The organism is Solirubrobacter pauli (genome assembly GCF_003633755.1).
GTDB classification, from domain to species: Bacteria; Actinomycetota; Thermoleophilia; order Solirubrobacterales; family Solirubrobacteraceae; genus Solirubrobacter; species Solirubrobacter pauli.
On the sequence record NZ_RBIL01000002.1, the window covers coordinates 1,476,422 to 1,498,737 of the forward strand.

Below are 22,316 nucleotides of genomic sequence, written 5' to 3' on the forward strand. Positions count from 1 at the left end.
CTCGATGAAACTCATGGCAGTGAAGATAGTCCTGTCAGATGTCGGATGGGTCAAGAACAGCGGTAGACGGCTTCTCCGAGGAAGCCGGCGAGGTCGGCGTCGTACTGCGTGAACGGCACGGTCAGGCGTGATCCGTCGGCCGTGGGGTCCTGGAACGCGTAGTCGCCCTGGCCGCCGGCGGGCCGGCCGAGCCGCGACCGCCCGGCGGAGGCCTTCCCGCGGACCTCGATGACCGCGGCGGCCTGGTCGCCCGCGCCCCCGGATACCGAGACCGACTTCACGCAGCCGCCCTTCGGGTCCAGCGTCGCGGCCCGGATCGGCCCGTCACCGGCACGATCGAGCACGCGCTCGAGCTTGGCGGGGATCTTCCCGCCCTCGCGCGCCTGAGCCGCGCGGACCGCCTCGGCGTCGAAGCCGACGACGACGAGCCCGGGGCCGGCATCGCCGAGGAACAGCGAGTCCGCGGTCATCAGGCCGCCGTCGTCGGTCGCGCCGTGGGCGAACGCCGCCCGCCGCATGTCGGCGAACGGCTGCGTCGTGGCGACGATGATGGCGTCGCCGTCGAAGACCGCGCGCACCACGCGGGTGTGGTCGATCCCGACCTCGACCGCCGACTTGGTCAGGCGCAAGTAGCCGAGCGCGGTCGACAGCGGCGCCCGGTGCTTGCGCACCTGCGAGATGTCGGCTTCGGCGGACAGGCCGTTGGCCTCCCGGTAGGCCGCCACGTCGACCACGGCGACGAAATCCGTCTTCGGGTCGACCCTGGTCGCCGGGTCGCCGGCGGGCGTCGACGCCTCGGGCGGCTGGGCCCTCGGCTTCGCCGCGGTCGCGCCGCGTTCCTCACCGCAGCCGGCGGCGAGCAGGGCGACGGCGAGCAACGCGGAGATGGAACGCACGCCGCCGTGATGCCCCCGCCGGCGTCGTTGTACTCATGAAGTCCTAACCGCCGGTGACGTCGCGCCGGACGAAGTGGGTGAACGCCCACGCGAGGCAGGGGAGGCCGAAGACCGCCGAGACCCAGGCGGCGCGGACGATCGGACCCCAGTCGATCGGCTCCCGCAGGAGGCCCTGCCAGGCGTTGAACTGCTGGGGGAGGAGGTAGGGACGGATGAAGTCGAGCGCCGCGATGATCCCCAGCAGCTGCATCAGCAGCGAGAGCATCAGCGTCGTGACGACCGCCGCCGCGCTGTTCTTGGTCGTGGTGGAGAGCAGGATCGCGATCGACGTGACGGCGAAGATCGGGCACGCGTAGGCGAGCGTCGCGCCGCCGACGAGCAGCAGCGAGCGCTCCATCGAGATCGGGGTCCCGGACAGCGAGACGAGCGGGTCGAAGCCGTAGAAGATCCCGCCCAGGACGGTGCCCGCGACCACGAACAGCGCGAGCGCGCCGAACGAGTACGTGAGCGCCGCGAAGATCTTGGCGACGAAGATCTGCCAGCGGTCGGCGGAGCGCGTCAGGATCGTCTTGAGGGTGCCGTTGCCGTCCTCGGCCGCGACGATGTCGCCCGCGACGAGCGCGGTGACGAGCGGGAAGAACCAGAACGCGCCGAAGAACAGGCCGACGAGCGGGATCGCGAGGCCCGACTCGCGCACGGAGTCCGCGAACGGGATGCCCTCGGGGCCGCCGCTGTCGGCCAGCAGCGAGGCGATGAAGATGAGCGGGATCAGCAGCGCGAAGCCGAGGCCGATGTAGGTGCGCTTCTGCGCCGCGAGCTTGCGGAGCTCCCAGCTGTAGATCGTGCGCGTCGGGACCGTCGCCGCGCTCATGCGGGCACCAGCGCCGGCGCCTCGGCGTCCGCCGAGCCCTCGGTCATGCGGAAGAACAGCTCCTCGAGCGTCGCGGTGCGGGGGACGAGCGCGCGCAGGCCGATCCCGGCCTGGGCGAGGTCGAGCGACAGGTGCGCGACCGCGGTCTCGTCGCCCTCGAGCGAGATCCCCGCGTTGGAGAGCGTCACGCCACGGACGCCCGGCGCGCGGCGCGCGATCATCGCGGCCTCGGCGTCGTCGGTCGTGCGCAGGTCGTAGCGGCCGGCGGTGGTGGCGATCAGCTCGTCGAGCGCGCCCTCGTAGACGACGCGGCCGCGGCTGACGATCGCGACGCGGTCGCACAGGTCCTCGACCTCGCTCATCAGGTGGCTGGAGAGCAGCACGGTGAGGCCGTCCTCGGCCAGGCGGTGCACGAGCGCGCGCATGTCGCGCATGCCGGCGGGGTCCAGGCCCGTGGTCGGCTCGTCGAGCAGCAGCAGCTTCGGGTCGCGCAGCAGCGCCCCGGCGATCCCGAGGCGCTGCTTCATGCCGTGCGAGAAGCCACGGACCTTGTCGTGCTGGCGGCCAGTGAGGTCGACGGTCGCGAGCGCGTCCTCGATCCGGTCCTTGGCGTCACCGCCGTCGAGCGCGGCGACGAGCTCCAGGTTCTTGCGCGCGCTCATGTACGGGTAGAAGCGCGGCGCCTCGACGAACCCCGCCACGCCGTCGAGGGCGGCGGCGCCCTCGACCAGCGGGTCCCGGCCGAACAGCTTCGCGCTGCCCTCGTCCGGGCGGATCAGGCCGAGGAGCATCCGCAGCGACGTCGTCTTGCCGGCGCCGTTCGGGCCGAGATAGCCGTAGACGTCGCCGCTGCGGACGGTGAGGTCGACGTGGTCGACCGCCGTCAGCTCGCCGTAGCGCTTGACGAGCCCGCGCGCCTCGATCGCCGCGGTCATTTGAGCCCTCTCGCGGCGTTCTCGGCCGCGATCGGCGGGACCGAGCCGACCACGACGTACTGGATGCCGCCGCGCTGGAAGGTCAGGAAGGTGCCGAGCGCGGTCGCGAGCTCGGAGCCCGTCGCGCCGTCGATGTTGACCTGGGGGAGGGTGAGGCCGGCGGGCGCCAGCGTGCCCTTGGACCCCGGCTGGGCCTTGGACTGGAAGACGACGATCTGGCCGAGGCCCTGCCCGTAGGTGCTGATCGCGCCGGTGCGGTCGCCCGTCTTGACCAGCCGCACGCCGCGGCGGGGGAGGCCGGCCAGCTCGGCGGGGGCGACCAGCGGGAAGTCGAGCTCGCGCTGCACGGCGTCGACGCCTTCGATCGCGGTCGGCTTGCCCTGCGCGTCCGCCCGCAGGACCGGATCCAGCTCGGTCACCCGCGCGCCGGCGGGCGGCGTGGTGGAGACCTTCGCGGCCGGGATCGCACCGTAGGCGACGTCGGTCGCCTCCAGCTCGAGCACCGGGTTGGCGTCACCCTGCGCGTAGACCGCCGCGCGCAGCGGGATCCCGCGGGCCGCGTCCCACGCCAGCTCGGCCGCACCCAGCAGGCCGCCGTCGTCCTTGGGGGCGATCCGCACCGTGTAGCTCGGCTGCCCGGCCGTGTTCGACGGCGTCGCGCCGGAGAGCGTCCACGCCTGGCCGAGCCGCTCGAGCGCCGTCTGGATCGCGCCGAGCCCGGGCTTGGGCTCCTTGGCGGGCGCCGTCCCGCGCGTCTGCAACGCGCCGGTGACGGCCGTCCGGCTGGCGGCGTCGTAGATCAGGTAGCGCTTGCCGTCGGCGACGATCTGCGCGTCCCCGTTGCTCGACTGCAGCTCCAGCCGCAGCTTGCCGTCGTCGGCGAGCCACAGCCGGCCGGTCGCGCCGGTGAGCACGGGGGAGGCGGTGTTCTCCGGCAGCGAGCCCGACGGGAGCAGGTTGTTCGTGAACTTGATCCGGGCGGTCACGCCCTTCACCGGCTGGGCGTGCGCGGCGTCGTAGAGCGCGCGGTCCAGCGGCTTGGGGGCGGGCTTCTCACTCGTGGTGAGCGCGGCCTGGGCGATCCCGGCGCCGGCGACGGCGGCGACGAGGACGGCGACGATCGTCAGCAGGCGGCGGGTGGATGCGGTGCGGAGTCGTCTCATTGCTGGCCAGTTCTACGGGCGGACCTTGAGAGTTCTTTGACAACGAGCGTAAACCGCGAGCCGTCGACCTCGACCCGCCCGCCATGTCGCTCGGCGATCGCCTTGACGATGGCGAGGCCGAGCCCGGAGCCCTCGCCGCGCGCCTGCGGGCCGCGGTGGAAGCGCTCGAAGATGCGGTCGGGGTCCTCGGGACCAGGGCCTTCGTCCTCGACGGCGATGAACGCCTGCGTGCCGTCGCCGCCGACCGTGACCGTGACGGCGCCCGTCCCGTGCTTGCGCGCGTTGGCGACGAGGTTGTCGACGGCCCGGCGCAGCGCGTCGCGTTCGCCGCGGACCCACGCGTCGCGGGTGACGACGGGGGCTTCGGCCAGGTCAGCCAGGCGGACCGGCTCGCCGTGAATCGGCGCGGCGGCGTCCTCGCGGGCGAGGGCGAGCAGGTCGTCGAGCAGCGCGGACAGGCGCTCGGCGCCGTCGGCGATGTCCCGGACCACGGCCTCGTCCGGCCCGTGCTTGGCCAGGTAGGCGGCGTTGCCACGCAGGGCCGTGAGCGGCGTGCGCAGCTCGTGCGAGGCGTCGCCGACGAACCGGTGCTCGGCCTCCTGCGCACGCTCCAGCGACGCCAGCATGCCGTTGAGCGTGTGCGCGAGCTCGCCGACCTCGTCCGTGATCGGTGGCTCGGGCAGCCGTTTGGAGGCGTCGCCGGAGCGGCCGATCGCGCGGGCGCCGGCGTTCAGGCGGGAGAGCGGGCGCAGCGCCCGGCGGGTCAGCCAGGTGGCGAGCGCGGCGGCGAGCAGTGCCGCGACGAGCGCGCAGATCGCGATCAGCACCCGGGCGCGGTCGACCGTGTGCTCCACGACGCCCAGGTCGGAGGCGACGACGACCGCTCCACCGCTCGCCTCGCCCTGGCCGAGCTCGCCCAGCGGGGCGGTGAAGACCCGAACCGGGTCGGTGCCCAAGCGGGCGTCGGTGAGCCGCGGCTGCCGATCACGAAGAACGGTCTGATCGATCGGAAGCACGCGTCCGCCCAGCGCACGCGACCGGGCGACGATCCGCGCGGACGGGTCGACGACCTGCACGAACAGGCCGCCGCCCTCCAGCGCACCGGCTTCCGTGAGCTGCCCCGGCACGGTCGCGTTGAGCCGCGCGACCTCGGCCGCCTGCCGCCGCAGCCGGTCGTCGAGCTCGCCGCGCAGGTCGCCCTCCAGCAGCTTGGGCACGGCGATCACCAGCAGCGCGACGGCCAGCGCGATCGCCGCGGCGGCAGCGAGGGCGACCCGGGCGCGCAGCGTCACGCGCGCCGCCCCGGTGTGGCGCCCCTGCGCGCGGGCGTCATCCCTCGCGGTCCAGGCGGAAGCCCACGCCGCGTACCGTGTGGATCAGCGGCGGGTCGCCGAGCTTGCGGCGCAGGTAGCCGACGTAGCGGTCGACGGCGTTCGGCGTCGCCTCATGCTCGCCGCCCCACACCTCTTCCAGGGCGAGCTCACGCGTGACCACGCTGCGGGCGTTGCGCAGCAGCAGCTCGAGCAGCTCGGCCTCGCGGCGCGTGAGCTCGAGGTCGTGCCCGGCGCGGCGGGCGATGCCTTCCACCAGCGTCACGTCGGCGAACGCGAGCGCGTCGCCGTCGGACGGCGGCGCGTTGCGGCGCAGCAGCGCCCGGACGCGGGCGCTCAGCTCGTCGGGGTCGAACGGCTTGACCAGGTAGTCGTCGGCGCCGGCGTCCAGGCCCGCCACGCGCTCGGCCACGGCGTCGCGGGCCGTGAGCAGCAGGATCGGCACGCGCAGGCCCTTCGCGCGCAGGCGGCGCGTCACCGCCAGGCCGTCGATCCCCGGCATCGTGACGTCGAGGACGATCGCGTCCGGCAGGTTGCGCTCGACGGCCGCGAGCGCCGCGCCGCCGTCGGCCGCGGCCTCGACGGCGTAGCCCTCGGCGGCCAGCGTCCGCTCGAGCATCCGGCGGATCGGCGGGTCGTCGTCGACGAGCAGAAGAGCGGCCATCGAAGTTTCGAGCATAAAGTGCGACACGTCCCGCGTTCATCAGAGTCTTCTCAAGCAGACGGCGTAGAAGACGACCACGGATGGCAAGCGAGATGAGCGAAATCAGGACGTTGGTGGGTGAGGCGGCGATCCCCGTGGCGCTCGACACGACCGGCGAGCCGCGCCACGTGCCGGAGATCGTCGGCGCGTCCGCGCACCGCGTGATCCGCACGGCGCTCGACGCCGCGAGCTCCGCCTCCGAGGCCTCCGTGGTCATCGAGTACGTGCCCGGCGCGCTCGTCATCCAGGTCGACGACGACGGCGGTGGCCGCTGCTCCCGCGACTTCGCGGAGCTGCGCGAGCTGGCGGCGGCGCTCGGCGGTGGACTGCGGGCGACCGCCGGCCCGGACGGCTTCAGGGTGCGGGCGTGGCTTCCGACCGAAGGCCAGCCGCCGTCTCCCGGAGCGCCGCCAGCACCGCGCTGATCGCCGGACGGCGCTCGCTGCCCCGCCGGAACGCGCCGTACACCGTGCGGGTGAGCGGCACCTCGGCGACGTCGCGGGCCACCGCGTTCGGCTCGCGGTCCGGCCGCACGAGGTCGGGCAGCAGCGTCACGCACTGCCCGTGCGCGACCAGCGTGAGCAGCATCAGCAGGTCGTTCGAGCGGTGCCGGATGTCCGGCTCGAAGCCGCCGAGCGCCCGGCACGCGCGGATCGTCAGCTCGGAGTAGAACCCCGGCTCCTTGCCGGCGGCCCACGCGTCGTGCTTCAGCGACGCCAGCGGCACCGGTCCACCGTGCGCGGCCTGTGGGTGCGAAGCCGGGAGCATGATCCGGAACCGCTCCTCGAGCAGGATCTCGCGCGTCAGACGGTCGTCGGGCGGACGCGGGTGGAACGCGTACTCGTCGCCGAGCACGACGTCGTGCCCGCCGAGGGCGAGCGTCGGCATCGACGTCTCCGGCTCGTCGTCGGTGACCTCGAGGCGCAGCGCCGGGTGGTCGCGCGCGATCAGCTCCAGCGCCGGGGCGAGCAGGTAGAGCCCCGCCGACTGGATGGCGGCGATCCGGACGGTGCCGGTGATCTGCTCGGCGGTGGCCTCCAGGTCCGCCTCCGCCTCTTCCACCCGAGCCAGCAGCGCGTCGGCGTGCCCGACCAGGATCTGCGCGGCGGCCGTGAGCCGGACGTTGCGGCCGACGCGCTCGAGCAACGGCACGCCCGCTTCCCTCTCGAGCAGCGCCAGCTGCTGGGACACGGCCGACGGGCTGTACTGCAGCGCGCTCGCGACGGCGTTGATCGTCCCGCGGTGGGCGAGCTCGCGCAGAAGTCGGAGGCGGCGGAGGTCGAGCATCGACAGTGAAGGAAAACCGCATGATATCCCTCAGAACTTCCAGTGGATGCGGACGATCTTCGGTGCTCAAATGACGCTCATGCGTACCGGTGCCCTGCTCGTCCTGGCCTCCGCCGTGGCCTTCGGCATGATGCCGGTGTTCGGCAAGCTCTCGTTCGAGGCGGGCGTCGGCGTGGCGACGCTGCTGTTCGTCCGGTTCGCGATGGCGGCGCCGGTCCTGTGGGGCGCGGTGCTGGTCAACCGCGCGCGGGTGACGATGCCGCGCGACCGCGGCACGCTGCTGCGGGCGCTGGCCCTCGGCGCGGTGGGCTACTCGATGCAGGCGGGCCTGTACTTCCTCGCCCTGCAGCACATGGACGCCTCCGTCCTGTCGATGATCCTCTACAGCTACCCCGCGCTGGTGACGGGGGCGGCGATCCTGCTCAGGCGCGAGTCGGCGAGCCGGCAGCGTCTCGTCGCCCTCGTCATCGCCTCCGGCGGCCTCGTGCTCGTGCTCGCGGGTGCCGGCGTGGGCAGCCTGAACCTGGCGGGCTGCGCCTTCGGCGCAGGGGCCGCGCTCACCTACGCCACCTACATCCTCGTGTCCGACGGCGTGACCAAGGCGCTGGACCCGCTGCCGCTGTCGGCGCTCGTGATCACCGGCGCGATGCTGACGCTCGGCCTCGTCGGCGTGGCGACCGGCGCGCTGGACTTCGGCTTCGACGCGGTCGGCTGGCTCTGGATCGGCCTCACCGCGCTCGTCTCGACCGTCGCCGCGGTCGTGCTGTTCTTCTCCGGCATGAGCCGGGTCGGCCCGAGCACGGCGGCGATCCTCTCGACGCTCGAGCCGCCCGTGACCGTCTGCCTCGTGTTCCTCACGTTCGGCGAGGCGCTCGGCGCGATCCAGCTCGTCGGCGCGCTCGCGGTGATCGGCGCCGCGGTGGTCGTCAACCTTCCCTCACGGGTGGCAACCGCCTGAAAAGCGGGTAATCGAGGAGCCATGTCCAGGCCCCTCACCGCACTCTCAGTCGGCGCGCTGCTGCTCGCCGCCACGCCGGCCGTCGCCGACGCGAAGAACTACAAGGGCAAGACGAGCCAGAAGCGGAGCGTGTCGCTTCGCACCGGGGCCGACGGCGTCATCAACAAGGCGTCGCTGCGCTGGCGCGCGCCCTGCGGCCAGGGCTACTTCTGGCACGGCGCCACCGGATACCGTCCGCCGTTCGACGCGGCCACCCCCGACGCGTTCCACGACGAGGGCACCTATCGCACCCGGGCCAAGAACGGCGAGCGCTCGCGCGTGACGACGACGCTCACCGGCCAACGTGACCCGGCGACCGACCGCTGGACGGGCACCTTCGCGGTGAAGGTCATGGTGTCCAAGCGCGGCAAGGTGATCGACCGCTGCGAGCTCAAGCGGGTGACCTGGACGGCCAAGTAGCCTGAGGGGCGTGCCGCAGCTCCTCTCCGTGAACGTCGGAACACCGCAGCAGCTCGCCCTTCGCCGTGGGCGGCCGATGATGAGCGCGATCGCCAAGCACCCGGTCACGGGCCGGGTGCGAGTGGAAGGCGTGAACGTGGCCGGGGACGCGCAGGCAGACCTGCGCGTCCACGGCGGCCCCGACAAGGCGGTCTACGCGTACGCGCGCGAGGACATCGCCTGGTGGGAAGAGCAGCTCGAGCGCGAGATCCCGGACGGGATGTTCGGCGAGAACCTGACGACCGAGGGCCTGGACGTCTCCGGCGCGCTGATCGGCGAGCGCTGGACGATCGGGACGGTCGAGCTCGAGGTCTGCCAGCCGCGGCAGCCCTGCTCGAAGCTCGGCCTGCGGTTCGAGAACCTGCGGATGGTCAAGCTCTTCGCCCAGGCGAGCCGCCCCGGGGCCTACCTGCGGATCATCACCGAGGGGGAGCTGGGGGCGGGCGACGCGATCGCGGTGACGCACCTGCCGGAGGACCACGCGGTGACGATCGCGCAGGTCTCGGACGCCATCCTGCTCGACGACACGCTGATCCCGCAGGTGGTGGGAGCGACCGCGCTCCCCACCGACTTGCGGGAGTGGATGCGCGCTCAGGCCGCCTGACGGGCGGCCGCGACGGCCAGCTGGTCGGCGCGGTCGTTGAGCGCCTTGTAGTCGAATGCGGCACCGGTCTCGTGCCCACGCACCCAGTGCCAGCGAACCTTCCCGAGGCGCTGCGTCTCGGCCTCGAGGGCGACGATCAGGTCCTGGTTCTTGACCGGCGTGCCCGAGGCCGTCTTCCAGCCCTTCTTCTTCCAGCCCGGCAGCCACTTGGTCATCGAGTTGAGCATCAGCTGCGAGTCGGTCACGACCACCACGTCCTGCCCGTCCGGCAGCGCGCGCAGGCCGTTGAGCGCCGCGGACAGCTCCATCCGGTTGTTCGTCGTGAGCTTCTCGCCCCCGGAGAGCTCGACGTTGTCCGAGCCGTCGGCCGGGATGACGATCGCCGCCCAGCCGCCCGGGCCCGGGTTGCCGGAGCACGCGCCGTCGGTCCAGATGGCGGCTTCGCCGGGGAGGATCTCGACGGGGGTGTCCTTGGCTGGAGCGGTCTTGCGGCGGGGAGGCATTGGGGCCGATCGTAGAAGAGGGTGGGGACAGCCTCAGTACGAGACGCCATCGCGCCCCAGCGTCCGCGTGGCGACGACCGACGATCTTTGTCGTCATGGAGAATGAGCACATGCTGGAGGAGCCCAAGAGCGAGATCGACTGGCGCGCCGTCCACACGATGCAGCTCGGCGCGACCGGGTTCATCGTGTTCCTGATGGTCGTCATCTGGGTCGCCAGCGGCGGTCTCGGTGAATACTTCTGGCCGATCTGGGTCTGGTTCGGGCTGTCGGTCCCGCTGGCGGTCCAGTACGCGATCAAGCGGGCGATGGGCGGACCGCGCCGGTGGCGGGCGCTGTCGGTGCACGCCGCGCTCTCGTGCGTCGCCGGCGCGATCCTGACCTTCATATGGGCGATGACGGGGTTCGGCTTCTGGCTCTTCTGGCCGCTGTTCGGCCTCGGCGCGGCGCTGATCCTCAACGCCTTCCTCACCGCCTGGTGGCGCGCGCTGCACCCCAAGCGCGAGCAGGAGCTGACCGAGCGCGTCGACGTGCTCACCCGCACCCGTCGTGGCGCGCTGGACGCGCAGGCCGCGGAGCTGCGCCGGATCGAGCGTGACCTGCACGACGGCGCGCAGGCCCGCCTGGTCGCCCTGAGCATGCAGCTCGGCCGTGCCGAAGACCGCCTGGACGAGCACCCCGAGGCCGCCGAGCTGGTCCGCAATGCCCGTGTGGAGGCGTCCAACGCGATCAAGGAGCTGCGCGACCTGGCCCGTGGCATCGCGCCGCCCGTGCTGGCCGACCGTGGCCTGCCGGCGGCGGTCGAGGCGCTGGGCGAGCGCAGCGCGCTTGACGTCAAGGTCGACGCGCGGCTCAAGCGCCGGCTGTCCCCGGTCGTGGAGTCCGCGGCCTACTTCGTGGTCGCGGAGTCGCTGACCAACGCGGCCAAGTACGCCCGCGGCGCGGCCGCCAAGGTCACGCTGTTCGAGGAGGGCGGGCGCCTCGTGGTCGAGGTCGACGACGAGGGCCCGGGCGGCGCGAACCCCGACGGCAGCGGGCTTTCGGGCCTCAAGAACCGCGTCGAGGCGCTGGATGGCATCCTGGTGGTCGTGAGCAACCCCGGCGAAGGGACCACCGTGCACGCCGAGCTGCCGTGCGAATAGTCATCGCGGAGGACCAAGCACTCCTGCGGGAGGGCATCGTCGCCCTCCTCCGCGAGAAAGGGTTCGACGTGGTCGCGCAAGCCGAGGACGGCCCCGGGTTGCTGCGCGTGTTGAGTGGACATAAGCCGGACCTCGCGATCGTCGACGTCCGGCTTCCGCCGACCTTCACCGACGAGGGCATCAGAGCGGCATTGGAGGCCCGGGCCAAGTACCCGGGCCTCGGCGTGTTGATCCTGTCCGCCTACGTCGAGCCGGTCTACACCGCCGAGCTGCTCGACTCCGGCGGGGAGGGGGGAGTGGGGTACCTGCTCAAGGAGCGGGTGGGGGACGTGAAGGCGTTCGTCGCCGCGGTGGAGAACGTGGCGCGAGGCGGCACGGCGCTCGATCGCGAGGTCGTGTCGGAGCTGGTCCGGCGAAGAGACCCCGACGGCACCGACGGCGCGCTGGGCGCGCTCACGCCGCGCGAGCGCGAGGTCCTGGGCCTGATGGCCGAGGGCCGGACGAACACCGCGATCGCCCGCGCGCTCGTGGTCACGCCCGGCGCCGTGGAGAAGCACATCTCCAACATCTTCAGCAAGTTGGACCTGCCCGCCAGTGACGAGGACCACCGGCGGGTCTTGGCCGTTCTGGCGTTCCTGCGCACGGGGTAGGGATTGCCATAGGTCGGGACGCCCGGACGCTCCATGGCCCGGCGGTCCGGGCGGGTCGATGCTTCAAGCATGCTTCCCGCCTTCGATCGCACGGCCCGTGACGCGGCCTACCTGACCTGCACGCTGCTCACCTCGATCGTCGCGTTCGTGGTCTGGGTGACGGCCCTCACGCTGTCCCTGACGTTCGGCATCCTGATCGTCGGCCTGCCGGTCATCCTCGGCTCCGTGGGGGTCATGCGCTGGACCGCCGAGCTCGATCGCCAGAACGCCCAGCTCGTCTTCGGTCGTCCCGTCCGCGGGCACTACCGCTCGCACCGCGCGCCCGGCCTGTTCACGCGCGTGTTCAGGACCCTGGCGGACCCGCAGGTGTGGCGGGACTTCGCGTGGCTGATCACGCACTCGGTGGTCGGCTTCGCGTTCGGCGTGATCGCCGTCTCGCTCGTGCTCAGCACGCTGTCGCTGGCCGTGCTGCCCGCCTGGTACTGGGCCATCCCGGGCGGCTACGACATCGGGATCATCAACGTCGACCACCTCTTCGAGGCGTTCGCGACCTCGCTCCTGGCCGTCCCGCTCGCGTTCATCACCGTGTGGGTGCTGCGGGGGATGGCCAAGTTCCATGCCTCGCTGGCCGTCGAGCTGCTCGGCCGCCGGCGCTACTGAGCGGGCGGGAGCACGAGGTCGAGCACCCGCTCGAGGTCGTGCTCGATCTCCGGGTCGCTCCACTCGTGGACGTGCGCGGGGTGGTGGAAGCGGGTCGTGGCCTGCAGCAATGGGCGGCCCTTGTCGCCGACCATCGCCTCGAGCTGGCCGACCATCCACGCCACGTGCTCGTCGACCACCGCGCTCTGCTCGTCGCAGAGCGCGCTGTAGGTGGCGAACAGCTCCGGGTCTACGCGCGCCGTGCCGCGCTTGGCGGCCGACAGCGCGCGGATCCACGCGCGCGGCTCGTCGATCGGCTCGAGGATCGTGTGGAACTCGTGCAACCACCGCCGCGTGACCGCTTCGCGCAGGGCCTGCTTGGACGCGAAGTGGCGGTAGACGGCACCGTGGCTGACACCGAGCGCCCGCGCGACGTCGACGACGTTGGCCTTCTGAGGGCCGTGGCGGCGGAGGACGTCCTCCGCCGCCGCGAGGATGCGCTCGGAAGTCAGCGGCTGCGTCATGCCGGCAAATGTGCCATCTGGGCGGCCGGATAGCGCTCCCCGGCCGCGGAGTCCTCGGGCACGGCGGCCTCGATCTTGGCGATGTCGACGTCCAGCGTCAGCGCCTCGAGGGCCTCGGTGAGGCGCTCGCGGCGGCGCGCGCCGATCAGCGGCACGATGTCCTCGCCGCGTGAGAGCGCCCACGCAATCGCGGCCTGGGCAGGGGTGGCGCCGGCCTCGGCCGCCGCTTCGCGCAGCGCCTCGACGAGCTTCAAGTTGTGGTCGAGGTTCTCGCCCTGGAAGCGCGGGCTGACGCCGCGGAAGTCCTTGGAGACGTCGCGATCCTTGCTCCAGTGGCCGGACAGCAGGCCGCGGCTCAGGACCCCGTAGGCGGTGACGCCGATTCCGTGCTCGCGGGTGGTGGGGAGGATCTCGGCCTCGATCCCGCGGCTGATCAGGCTGTACTCGATCTGCAGGTCGGAGATCTCCGTGACCGTGGCGGCGCGCCGGATGACGTCCGCGCTGGACTCCGACAGGCCGACGTGGCGGACGTGACCCGCCTCGATCAGCTCCTTGATCGCGCCGACCGTCTCCTCGATCGGCACGTTGGGGTCGGTGCGGGCGAGCCGATAGATGTCCACGTGGTCCGTGCCGAGCCGGCTGAGGCTGTACGCGAGGAAGTTCTTGACCGCCTGCGGGCGGCCGTCGTAGCCGTTCCAACCGCCGTCGGCGTCGCGCAGCGCGCCGAACTTGACGCTGATCGTCACCTGGTCGCGGTCCCGGTCCGCGAGCGCCTCGCGGATCAGCAGCTCGTTGTGGCCCATCCCGTAGAAGTCGCCCGTGTCGATGAGCGTGATGCCGGCGTCGAGGGCGGCGTGGATCGTGGCGATCGACTCGGCGCGGTCGGCCGGGCCGTAGAGGTCGGACATGCCCATCGCGCCGAGGCCGAGGGCGGAGACGGTGGGACCGGTCGTCCCGAGTTGGCGAGTGGTCATGACCGCCAGATTACAGATGTCAGAATCTGTCATCCAACACCTGTCGGTTGTCATTCCACATCCTGAAGTTGTGACTCGACGGCGCGCTCGATCACCATTACGGGTGCCTGCCCGTCGGCCCGGGGCGGCCACTCGCACGGCGCCCGCCAGTTCTCCGCACTGACCGGGCGGACCCGCTGCGGCAGTCTCTCGCCGCATGAACCTGAAGCTGGTGACCATCCTTGGCGGCACCCTCGCGCTGACCGGCGCCATCGCCGTGCTGGTGTTCTGGATCCTGGGGCGCGGGGAGGCCGCCGGCGAGCGCAGCGCGGAGCAGTTCGCGAGTGCGCTGGTCCACGGCGATGCAGGTAGGGCGCCGGACGGCGGGGCGCCCTACGTCCAAGGCGTTCGCGACTACTACGAGGGCGTGCGTGGCGCGCGCGTCCTCGACGTCCGCCGTCAGCGCAAGACGACCCGGATGGGCCGGAACAAGCGCACGCGGTCGAACCTCGTCGCCGAGGTGCACGTGGACACGGGTCGCGGACCGGCGGTGCTCGAGCTCGTCTTCCGCGACCGGTCGCTGGTCGGGAAAGGCGCGTCGATCAAGGCGGTGCACGAGCTGCTTCCGCGCGACGTGCGCGACGACTCGCTCTCGGACGCGCAGTTCGTCGCCCTCGCGAAGGCGTTCCAACATCGCGACCGGCCGGCGAACAACCTCGACCTCTCCGGCCGGATGGTGCGCATCCCCGACAGCATCAGGACGCTGCCGCAGCGCGTCCGCCGGCTCACGGTGCCGCAGCCCGCGCCGTCACCGCAGCTGCGCAAGGCGTACCGCCAGATGCGCTGCGTGAAGCGCGCGAAGGGCGACGTCGAGAAGCTCGCCCGCTGTGTGAGCTAGTTGCCGACGGTCGTGGTGACCGAGATCGACGTGACCGGCGGCGGCGGGGTGACGCCGGAGGCGATCAGGGCCTCGTACTGCGCGGCGGCGTCGGCGTAGGAGACGTTGTAGAAGACGAAGCCGCCGATGCTGATCACCGACGTGACCGCCGGGGCGGGCACGGCGGCCGGCTCCGGCGCGGGCGCCGCGGTGGACGTGGCCGGCACGGTCTCGACCGCGGCGGGCTTCGCCGAGGTCTTGGCCTTGGTGACCTTGCGCTTCGCGGCGGCGCGCTGCTTGGCGGTCTTGGCCGCGGCCGGCTTGGCCTTGGCCTTGGACGCGGCGTCGGCGGGAGCGGCGACGACCGGGACGGCGGCGAGCGAGACGGCGAGGGCGATCGCGGTGCTGCGGAGCTTCGTGGTCACACCCCGGTTATCGGCAGCGCGGCCGCCCGACTGGACCGGGTGGTCAGCCCAGGAACGTCAGCAGCGCTTCAGGCGCCTGACGGTGAACCCGTCCGACCACGGCTCGGCCGGCCCGTAGACCGCGATCTGCATCCACAGGCGGTCCGTGAGCCGCGCGTCGCGCAGCACGGTCCGGGCGTAGCCGCCGCTCCAGGTCTTGCCGTTGGCCTGCTCGGGCACGTTGTCGTCCGACCCACGCGCGAGCGCCGTGTAGGTCTGCAGCTCGTACTTCTCGACGTCGTCGCGACGGTTGCCCCAAGACGTCGCGGTCCGCACGACCCAGTCGTTCTTGACCTTGTCCCGGCACGCGTAATGACGGTAGCCGTCTGCGCGGATGAAGGTCCAGTCGCCCTTCGGCGCCTGCGCGGCGGCGACGGGGACGGGCAAGCAGACGGCGGTCAACGCGAGCAGCGCGGCACGACGGAGCAGCATGGGACGCAGCCTAGAACAGCGCCCTCCACCCGGCGCCGCTCCGTCTTCAATGCTCGCTAATCGACGTTATGTGAACTTGTAACGGAGACAGGTCGGACAGGCGTCGATCCGCCGCGGATACCGGCCCTGCTTGGCCAGTGCGACGACCACGTGCGGCCAGATCGCCCACAGCTGGCTGTCGCCACCCGGCTGCAGCTCGAGCGCCGGCGCGCGGTCCCACAGCGCGACCGACTCGCCGCCCTGGTGCGCGCCGTTGTAGAAGATCCCGTCGAGCATCGGGAACTGCTCGTAGATCCGGCGACCCCAGCGCTGCGTGCGCCGCCGCGGTTCGTCGCCCCAGGCGATCGTGCCGACCGCGCCGATCGCCATCGCGCCGTTGCCGGTCAGGTCCAGCATCCGGATCGGCTTGGTCGGCCGCAGCCAGCTCGCGCGCGCCTGCGGGCAGACGCGGACCTCCGGCCACTGACCCGGGAACGCCTCGGCGAGCGCGGTCTCCAGGTCCCGCGCCAGGTACAGGACACCGCGCCCGTTCGGGTCCTCGCGCGGGCGTTGATGGCGATCACGGACGTGCGGGTCGAACCGGGCCAGCGGCCCGAACGTGCGCGGCGCGAGGCCGTCGCGGGTCGGATGCTCGTGATAGACGCGCAGCATCGGCTCGGACTCGGGCCAGGTGCGCTTCGGCGGATCGTCCGGCAGGTACGCCGGAGGATCGCGGAGCGGCGTTACCACGCGGCCGCGCTGATGGCTTCGATCGCCTCGAGCACCCGCTCGACGCCGCCACGGCGGGCGAGCATCTGCGCGGGCGTCGCGCGGTCGAGGTCGGCGTTCGACGTCACGGCCCAGGTGGACAACGCCAGCGGACTGCCCGGATAGGCGGCGATCACGTCCGCGAGACCGGGCAGCGCGGCGCCGTCGGCGAACTGCCACGCCGGGAAGTACAACTCGCGCCCGCGTGAGAGCGCGACCAGTGCGCCGCCGGCATGGCGCTTGGACACCGCCTGCGGGCTGATGCCGAGCACCGCGGCCGCCTGCGCCCGCGAGAGCGCCTCGGCCAGCACGCCGACGAGCGCCTCGTCCTGGGCGCGCTGCTTGACGCGCCGCGCCTGCGCGAGCGCCTGGGCCGTCGGCGCCGGGCCCCACAGCGCCTCGTCGAGCGGCTGCTCCTCGATGTCCGCCGCACGCGCGAGCGCGTCGTCGAACGCGTCGAGCAGCTCCGCCGGGCTATCGGTGGCGACGAGCTGGGCGGCGAGCTCGCGCGCCGTCAGCGGCTTGTCGCCGAGACGCTTGGCCAGCTCGGCGGCGAGGCGGTCGGCTTCGGGCGTGCGGATGGCGGCCATGACCCCTCCAGCGTAGCGCGGGTCCGCAACTTACGCAACTTACGCAACCGAGGTGCGCTGCGTGTCAGCGTCGGGCGCGACGGGCGAGCGCGGCGTCCGCGTCGTCGCGGACGGCCTTGACCTTGGCGATGCGGCGCAGCACCGCCAGCGTCGCCTCGCCCGAGCCGGCGCCCATGGCGTCGATCAGCTCGCGCAGCACGCGTGGGTCCTTCGGCGCGAGCTCCAGGAGCCGTTCCGCGAGGCCCGCGGCGGCGTCATCGGACTGCTTGGCCAGCGCCACGAGCAGCCCCGCGGCCTGCGTCGGCAGGTCGAAGTCCGGCTCGTCGCCGTCCTCCAGCCGCTCGACCGCGCGTTCGACCGCCGTGGCGAGCTCGTCGGCCACGTGTGGGCGGACGGTCGCGTCGGCCACGAGCGCGTACCCAAGCTCGCGTCCCAGGTCGGCATCCGCGGCCAGGGCGAGCAGCGCCCGGTACGCATCCGCCCGCAGCGGCTCGGACGCCTCCGCGCGCGAGCTGAGCCGCGCCGTGCGCAGCGCGTCGGCGAGCTCCTCCGGTGCCTCGGCCGGCGTCTGCGCCCAGCCGATCAACGCGCGCAGCCCGGCCTCGTCCCCCCAGGACGCGAGCATGAGGCCCGCGTTGCGGCGCTCGTCGTCCGTGCCGTCGGCCAGCAGCGCGCGCAGCGCCGGGATGCGGTCGTCGAGATCGCCTTCGAGGCCCTCGTCGATCACGTCCGCGAACGTCGCCGACTCGCCGTCGCCGTCCGTGTGGAAGAGCTGGTCGCTGGTCACTTCTCGTCGTTCGCCGCGCTGGAGCCGGCGGCCCCGCCGGCCGCTCCGGGCACCGTGTGCCCGCCGTGGGTGATGTACTCGCTCGGCACGACGCCGGAGACCAGCCACTCGCCGTCGCGCGTGTTGAAGAACAGCGCGGTCAGGCGGCGCTCGACCTTGCCCTTGACCTTGTTCGACAGGCCCGAGGCGGCGATCGCGTCGGCGATCGAGTCGGGGCCGCCGGCGATCGCGGCGTCGATGTCGATGTCCGGCGCCAGCTTGGCGATGTCGTCGCGGAAGGCGGCCTGGATGTCGTCCGGCGTGAGGACGCCGGCGCCACGGACCTTGCCGGACGCGATGTCGCGCGCGAGCCGCTCGGCGTCGATCGAGATCTCGTTCGAGCCGTAGTACTTGGGCTTGGTCGCGCTGTCGCGGGACATCAGCGACGTGTACTGGCTGACGTCCTTCTTGCCCTTGGTCGCGAGCACGTGCTCGAGCGGCGTGATCGAGCCGTTCGGGTCGTTCGGGACGAGGTTGCCGTTCTCGTCGATGCTCGACTTCGGCCGGCCCTTCTCGTTGAACTTGTTGCGGAAGTTGTTGTCCTGGCGCAGCGTGCGGATCGGCCGGGCGCGGAACGCGTCGTCGACCGCGCCGCGCGAGCCGCCGCCACCACCGAGCTTGCTGGCGAGCCGCTTGGCCTGCCAGCGCGTGTACGCGCCCGCCTTCGACCCGAGCTCCTCGACCGCGCGCACGCCCTTCTGGGCGCCCGTCTTCATCAGCGAGCCGAGCTTGGACGACCCGAGGCGGCTGAACCCGCGGCTGATCGAGCGCGACACCGCGGCGACCGTCCGGCCGGCCGCGCTGCTGGCGATCCGGCTCGCGGCGCTGCTGGCCATCCGGCCGCCCGCGCTGGACGCGATCCGCGACATCGCCGCGCCCGCGACCTTGCCGCCGAGCGGGCCGAAGATCAGGCCGCCCGCGGCGCCGAACGCGGCCGCCTGCAGCACGCCCTCGTTCCACTTGCGGCCTGCGGCGACGTTGGAGACGATCTGGCCGACCGCACCGGAGATCGCGCCGGCCACGACGCCCGCGATGGCCAGCACGGCGAGGCCGGAGCCGAACGTCGCGACGACGAACGCCGCGATCGCGATGCCGACCACGAGGCTGACCCAGAAGCCCGGGTCCGTGAGCAGCTTGGTGACGAACTCGAACGCGGCCTTGAGCTTCTCGGCCACCCACTTGGCCGCGCTCTTGACCTTGCCCCAGAGGCTGTCGTCCTTCTCGGGCTCCTTCGACGCCTCCGCGTTGACCTTCGCCTTGCCCTCGGAGATCTTGCCGGACGTCTTGGCGGGCGCTTCGTTGGCCTTGCCGGCGATCTTCCCGGCGTGCTGGTCCATCTTGCCCTTGGTGTCCGACAGGCCCTGGTCCATCTTGCCCTTGACCTTGCCGACGGCGCCCTTGAGCTTGCCCGAGAGCTTCGTCACCGCGCCGTTCATCGACGTGACCGACGACTTCGCCGCCTGGCCGACCTTCGTGCCGATGCTGCTCGCGGTGTTGCTCGCGCCCGCTGACGCGCTCGCCGCGGCCTGGTTCGCGCCGCTGGACGTGCTCTTGGCGGCCGCGCCCATCGCCTTCGCGGCGCCCTTCGCGGCGCCGGTCGCGCCCTGGCTGGCCTGCTTGGCGACCTTGCCGCCCGCGACGATCGCCGCCGAGCTGCCCTGCTTCATCTCACGGCGAACGTCCTGCGAGACCTCAGGCGCGTCGTCGCGCGTGATCTCCGCTTTGCGGACCATCCCCTTGAGCTTGCTCGCGGCCTCGCCGAGCTGCTTGGACGCGGCGGCGCTCTGCTGGCTGAGCGCGGTCTTGGCGGCCTGACCGGCCTGCGCGATCCCGCTCTTGGCCGCGCGCGCGGTGCCGGCGATCTGCGCCATGCCCGCGGACTGCTGCTGTGCGAGCCCGGACTTCGCGCTCGCCTGCAGCTTCGCGAGCGCGGACTGGCCGCCGGTGACGGCCTGCTGGACGCCCTCGGACGCCTGCTGGCCGATCTGGCCGATGCCGTCGACGGCTTCCGGCAGCACCTGCTTGATGCCGTCGGCCGCCTCCTTGCCCTTCTCGGTGAACGCCTGGCCGACCTTGCTGCCCTCGGCCTGCACGCCGCTGACGGCCTGGGCGCCCTGGGACTTGACGTCGGAGGCGGTGTCCCCGGAGACGCGCGAGGCGACTTCGGCGTTGCCCTTCGCGGCCGCCTCGTTGGATCCCCCACCGCCGCTGCCGGCCTGGCTGGAGACCGCGCCCGCCGCCGAGTTTATGTCCCCCTGGACCTTGCTCTGCGTCGCGCTGACGGCCGCCTTGCCCTTGGCCGAAGCTTGCGAACCCGCCTGGTTGGCCTCCTGCGCTGACGTGTTGACCGCGGTCCGGGCCTTGCCCTTCGCGCCGGTCTCCCCCGCCTTGACCGCGCTCTTGGCGGACGCGCCCGCGCTCGAGACCTTGCCCTTGGCGGCGGAGACGCCGGCTGACACCTTCGCCTGGGCGCCCGCGACGGCCGAGCGGATCGCGCCCGACTGGGTGCCGCTGGCGGCCGTGACGGCCGCGGACTGCTTGGCGATCGTCCCGCTGATCGCGGCGGACGCCTTCTGCGCGGCCGACTTGATCCGCTGGCGCTCCTGCTCGAGCGAGTCCCCGATCGCGGCGAGAACCGATTTGCGACCTTCCTTGATCGACCGCTTGCGCTCCTCGCGCTCGCGCTTGATCTCCTCGCGGCGGGCGGCGGCGGCCGCGGCTCCGGCCCCGGCCTCGGCGGCTTCGGGCTCCGCCGCGGCCGCCCCGGCCCCCTGCTGCTGGGGCTGCTCCTCCGCTTCCTCCTTGGGCTCGAAGTCGTCGAGCTCCTCGAGCTGGGAGACGTCCGGGATCTCGGCGGGGCCGGTGTACGGCGCGGGCGCCGCGGCGCTCGGCACGGCTTCAGCCTCTTCTTCGCCCTCCGGCCCTTCGGCCTCGGGACCGGCCGCGACGGGTCCGTCGGCGGCCGCGTCCGGGCCGTCTTCCTTGTCCGCGGCCTCAGGCCCGGCGGCCGCGGCGCCGACGACTTCCGCTGCGGCGGCCTCGGGGCGAGCGCCTGCGGCTTCGGGACCGGCCGCTGTCGGGCCTGCGGCTCCAGCGTCGGCGGTCGCGGTCGCGGCGCCCGCGGCTCCGGGGCCAGCCGCTTCGGCGTTGACGGCCTCGGCGCCTGCGGAGTCGGGGCCGGCAGCTTCGGGCCCGGCTGCGGCAGCGGCCTCGGGTCCGGCGGCGCCCACGCCTGCGGCCTCAGGGCCCGCGGCGCCTGCGCCTGGAGCCTCAGGACCCGCGGCGCCCGCACCTGCGGCGTCGGGGCCGGCGGCTTCGGGCCCGGCGGCGTCCGCGCTTGCGGCTTCAGGTCCGGCCGCTTCGGCGGGGCCGGAGACGTCGGCGGCGGCGCCGGCGTCCACGGCGGCGCCCGCATCGACGGCGGCCTCGGGCGCGGCGGCTCCCGGCGCGGCGGTCTCGGGCGCGGCGCTCTCAGGCGCGACAGCGTCGGGCGCGGCGCTCTCGGGCGCGGCGGCCTCAGGCCCAGCGCCTTCGGGTGCGGCTGTGGCCGGCGCGGCGGCAGCCTCTCCCCCCGCGGCCTCCGGCGCCGCGGCGGCGGGCTCGGCGGCTCCGACCGCGGGTCCCGCGGCCGAGACGCTCGCCGGCGCGGCCTGACCGACCGGCCCCGCGGCGGCGGCCGGCGCGGCGACCTCGGCGGCGGGCGCGGCCGGACCGGTCTTCCCGGCGTCGGCGGGCGGCTTGGCCTTCGGCCGCGCGGGCTCGGCCTCTGCCTCGGCCTCGGCGCCGTCCTCGGTCTCGATCGGGTCTTCCTCGATCGACTCCTCGGTCGTCTCGCCGCCCGTGGCCTGGTTGAACACGGCGTCGCCCTCCGTGGCGGGGTCGGCGCCCTCGGCCTCGGTGCCCGGCGCGGCGACCGCCGTCTCCTCCTGCTCCTCGACGCCCGGCCCGGCGGCCTGGGCCGCGTCGTCAGCTTCCTTCGAGCCCTCGGCCTCCTTGCCGGCGGCCTCGGCGGGCGCAGGCGCTTCGGCCTCCTTCGCGGCCTCGTCCTTGGCCGGCGCGGCGGCACCGCCGTTGGCCCCCGCGGACGCGACGCCCTCGGGCGAAGCGGCACCGGCGGCGCCCGCAAGCGCGGCGGGTGCGGCCCCGGCGAGCGCGGCGGCGTCGGGCGTAGCGGCGGCGGCTCCGTTGGCACCCGCCAGCGCGGCGGCCTCCGGCGAAGCGGCGGCGGCACCGTTGGCACCCGCCAGCGCGGCGGTCTCCGGCGTTGCGGCGGCGGCTCCGTTGGCACCCGCCAGCGCGGCGGTCTCCGGCGTTGCGGCGGCGGCTCCGTTGGCACCCGCCAGCGCGGCGGCCTCCGGCGAAGCGGCCGCGGCACCGGCGGCTCCGTTGACACCCGCCGGCGCGGCCGACTCAGCCGTCGCGCCGTTCGCGGCCGGGCGGCCCGTCAGGCTCGGCGGCGGCCAGGCCATGTCGGCGCCGGACGCGCTCGCGGCGCCCGCGAGCGCGCTGAACGAACCGGACGACTCGCGGCGGCCGCGGATCATCGCGGACACGGCCGCGTTGCCCATGCCCTGCTGCATCGCCATCAGCGCCGCCGGCGACAGCTCGCCCGCGGCGGGCATCGCCAGGGACGGGGCTTGGGCGGGCGCCTCCGGCGCCTTCGCGGTAGCCTCGGGCGGGGCGAGCTCCTCGACGCGCTCGGCCAAGACCTACGCCGATCGGGCGA

24 protein-coding genes are annotated in these 22,316 nt (G+C 73.3%); 8 read left to right on the forward strand and 16 right to left on the reverse strand.

Features of this window, described 5'->3' with window-relative positions; all coding sequences use genetic code 11:
• Positions 1–50: 50 nt before the first annotated feature.
• Genes C8N24_RS26485 through C8N24_RS26510 form a run of 6 tightly spaced genes read right to left on the reverse strand, consistent with a single transcriptional unit; the run spans position 51 to position 5,860 of the window.
• Complete coding sequence (locus C8N24_RS26485; protein WP_121255802.1) at positions 51–896, reverse strand: hypothetical protein; 846 nt, start codon at positions 894–896, stop codon at positions 51–53.
• A 43-nt stretch (positions 897–939) separates the two neighbouring features.
• Complete coding sequence (locus C8N24_RS26490) at positions 940–1,767, reverse strand: ABC transporter permease (protein ID WP_121255804.1); 828 nt, start codon at positions 1,765–1,767, stop codon at positions 940–942.
• Entirely contained in the window at positions 1,764–2,702 is a 939-nt protein-coding gene (locus tag C8N24_RS26495) for an ABC transporter ATP-binding protein (RefSeq protein ID WP_121255806.1), read from the reverse strand. The genes C8N24_RS26490 and C8N24_RS26495 overlap by 4 nt, the downstream gene beginning before the upstream one ends.
• Positions 2,699–3,865, reverse strand: coding sequence for a LolA-like protein (locus tag C8N24_RS26500; RefSeq protein ID WP_121255808.1), 1,167 nt, complete (start codon positions 3,863–3,865; stop codon positions 2,699–2,701). The genes C8N24_RS26495 and C8N24_RS26500 overlap by 4 nt, the downstream gene beginning before the upstream one ends.
• Positions 3,862–5,157: a sensor histidine kinase gene (locus C8N24_RS26505; RefSeq protein ID WP_121255811.1), complete on the reverse strand. Its 1,296-nt coding sequence runs from the start codon at positions 5,155–5,157 to the stop codon at positions 3,862–3,864. The genes C8N24_RS26500 and C8N24_RS26505 overlap by 4 nt, the downstream gene beginning before the upstream one ends.
• Positions 5,158–5,194: 37 nt before the next feature.
• On the reverse strand, positions 5,195–5,860 hold the full coding sequence (locus tag C8N24_RS26510; RefSeq protein ID WP_121255813.1) for a response regulator transcription factor: 666 nt from the start codon (positions 5,858–5,860) through the stop codon (positions 5,195–5,197).
• Between the two features lie 92 nt (positions 5,861–5,952).
• Between C8N24_RS26510 and C8N24_RS26515 the strand changes: the two genes are divergently transcribed.
• On the forward strand, positions 5,953–6,324 hold the full coding sequence (locus C8N24_RS26515; RefSeq protein WP_147448001.1) for a sensor histidine kinase: 372 nt from the start codon (positions 5,953–5,955) through the stop codon (positions 6,322–6,324).
• Here the strand turns inward: C8N24_RS26515 and C8N24_RS26520 are convergent.
• Entirely contained in the window at positions 6,254–7,186 is a 933-nt protein-coding gene (locus tag C8N24_RS26520; RefSeq protein WP_121255817.1) for a LysR family transcriptional regulator, read from the reverse strand. The two genes, C8N24_RS26515 and C8N24_RS26520, sit on opposite strands and share 71 nt — an antisense overlap.
• A gap of 70 nt (positions 7,187–7,256) precedes the next feature.
• Here C8N24_RS26520 and C8N24_RS26525 point away from each other — a divergent pair, with 70 nt between their 5' ends.
• The 3 genes from C8N24_RS26525 to C8N24_RS26535 are packed head-to-tail and all read left to right on the forward strand — an operon-like array spanning position 7,257 to position 9,246.
• Entirely contained in the window at positions 7,257–8,144 is an 888-nt protein-coding gene (locus C8N24_RS26525; protein WP_170179441.1) for a DMT family transporter, read from the forward strand.
• Positions 8,145–8,165: 21 nt separating this feature from the next.
• Positions 8,166–8,603, forward strand: a complete 438-nt coding sequence (locus C8N24_RS26530) for a hypothetical protein (protein WP_121255821.1) — start codon at positions 8,166–8,168, stop codon at positions 8,601–8,603.
• A 10-nt stretch (positions 8,604–8,613) separates the two neighbouring features.
• Positions 8,614–9,246 carry an MOSC domain-containing protein gene (locus C8N24_RS26535; protein ID WP_211340156.1) on the forward strand — a complete coding sequence of 211 codons (633 nt, stop codon included), beginning with the start codon at positions 8,614–8,616 and terminating at the stop codon, positions 9,244–9,246.
• Here C8N24_RS26535 and C8N24_RS26540 read toward each other — a convergent pair.
• Positions 9,234–9,749, reverse strand: a complete 516-nt coding sequence (locus C8N24_RS26540; protein WP_121255825.1) for a ribonuclease H family protein — start codon at positions 9,747–9,749, stop codon at positions 9,234–9,236. The genes C8N24_RS26535 and C8N24_RS26540 overlap by 13 nt on opposite strands.
• A gap of 95 nt (positions 9,750–9,844) precedes the next feature.
• On the opposite strand from C8N24_RS26540, the gene C8N24_RS26545 reads away from it, so the two are divergent.
• From C8N24_RS26545 to C8N24_RS26555, 3 genes are all read left to right on the forward strand, one after another.
• A complete protein-coding gene (locus C8N24_RS26545) occupies positions 9,845–10,888 on the forward strand; it encodes a histidine kinase (protein ID WP_121255827.1) in 1,044 nt (347 codons plus the stop codon).
• Positions 10,879–11,538: a response regulator gene (locus C8N24_RS26550; RefSeq protein WP_121255829.1), complete on the forward strand. Its 660-nt coding sequence runs from the start codon at positions 10,879–10,881 to the stop codon at positions 11,536–11,538. The genes C8N24_RS26545 and C8N24_RS26550 overlap by 10 nt, the downstream gene beginning before the upstream one ends.
• 69 nt (positions 11,539–11,607) lie before the next feature.
• Positions 11,608–12,198: a sensor domain-containing protein gene (locus C8N24_RS26555; RefSeq protein ID WP_170179442.1), complete on the forward strand. Its 591-nt coding sequence runs from the start codon at positions 11,608–11,610 to the stop codon at positions 12,196–12,198.
• On the opposite strand, the gene C8N24_RS26560 is transcribed toward C8N24_RS26555, so the two are convergent.
• Together C8N24_RS26560 and C8N24_RS26565 are read right to left on the reverse strand one after the other, a co-directional pair.
• Positions 12,192–12,701, reverse strand: a complete 510-nt coding sequence (locus C8N24_RS26560) for a TetR/AcrR family transcriptional regulator (protein WP_121255833.1) — start codon at positions 12,699–12,701, stop codon at positions 12,192–12,194. The two genes, C8N24_RS26555 and C8N24_RS26560, sit on opposite strands and share 7 nt — an antisense overlap.
• Positions 12,698–13,675, reverse strand: a complete 978-nt coding sequence (locus C8N24_RS26565) for an aldo/keto reductase (RefSeq protein WP_121255835.1) — start codon at positions 13,673–13,675, stop codon at positions 12,698–12,700. The genes C8N24_RS26560 and C8N24_RS26565 overlap by 4 nt, the downstream gene beginning before the upstream one ends.
• A gap of 196 nt (positions 13,676–13,871) precedes the next feature.
• Here C8N24_RS26565 and C8N24_RS26570 point away from each other — a divergent pair, with 196 nt between their 5' ends.
• The gene (locus tag C8N24_RS26570; protein WP_121255837.1) at positions 13,872–14,552 is read left to right on the forward strand and encodes a hypothetical protein; all 681 of its coding nucleotides are present in this window, start codon (positions 13,872–13,874) and stop codon (positions 14,550–14,552) included.
• Here the strand turns inward: C8N24_RS26570 and C8N24_RS26575 are convergent.
• The 6 genes from C8N24_RS26575 to C8N24_RS26600 form a co-directional block, all read right to left on the reverse strand.
• Positions 14,549–14,956, reverse strand: a complete 408-nt coding sequence (locus C8N24_RS26575; RefSeq protein ID WP_121255839.1) for a hypothetical protein — start codon at positions 14,954–14,956, stop codon at positions 14,549–14,551. The two genes, C8N24_RS26570 and C8N24_RS26575, sit on opposite strands and share 4 nt — an antisense overlap.
• A gap of 57 nt (positions 14,957–15,013) precedes the next feature.
• Positions 15,014–15,427 (reverse strand): hypothetical protein, encoded by a 414-nt coding sequence (locus C8N24_RS26580; protein ID WP_121255842.1) that lies wholly within the window; start codon positions 15,425–15,427, stop codon positions 15,014–15,016.
• Between the two features lie 66 nt (positions 15,428–15,493).
• Positions 15,494–16,156: an RES family NAD+ phosphorylase gene (locus C8N24_RS26585; protein ID WP_121255844.1), complete on the reverse strand. Its 663-nt coding sequence runs from the start codon at positions 16,154–16,156 to the stop codon at positions 15,494–15,496.
• Entirely contained in the window at positions 16,150–16,764 is a 615-nt protein-coding gene (locus C8N24_RS26590; protein ID WP_121255846.1) for a DNA-binding protein, read from the reverse strand. The genes C8N24_RS26585 and C8N24_RS26590 overlap by 7 nt, the downstream gene beginning before the upstream one ends.
• A gap of 64 nt (positions 16,765–16,828) precedes the next feature.
• Positions 16,829–17,551: a hypothetical protein gene (locus C8N24_RS26595; protein ID WP_121255848.1), complete on the reverse strand. Its 723-nt coding sequence runs from the start codon at positions 17,549–17,551 to the stop codon at positions 16,829–16,831.
• Positions 17,548–22,296, reverse strand: coding sequence for a hypothetical protein (locus C8N24_RS26600; RefSeq protein ID WP_121255850.1), 4,749 nt, complete (start codon positions 22,294–22,296; stop codon positions 17,548–17,550). The genes C8N24_RS26595 and C8N24_RS26600 overlap by 4 nt, the downstream gene beginning before the upstream one ends.
• Positions 22,297–22,316 lie beyond the last annotated feature (20 nt).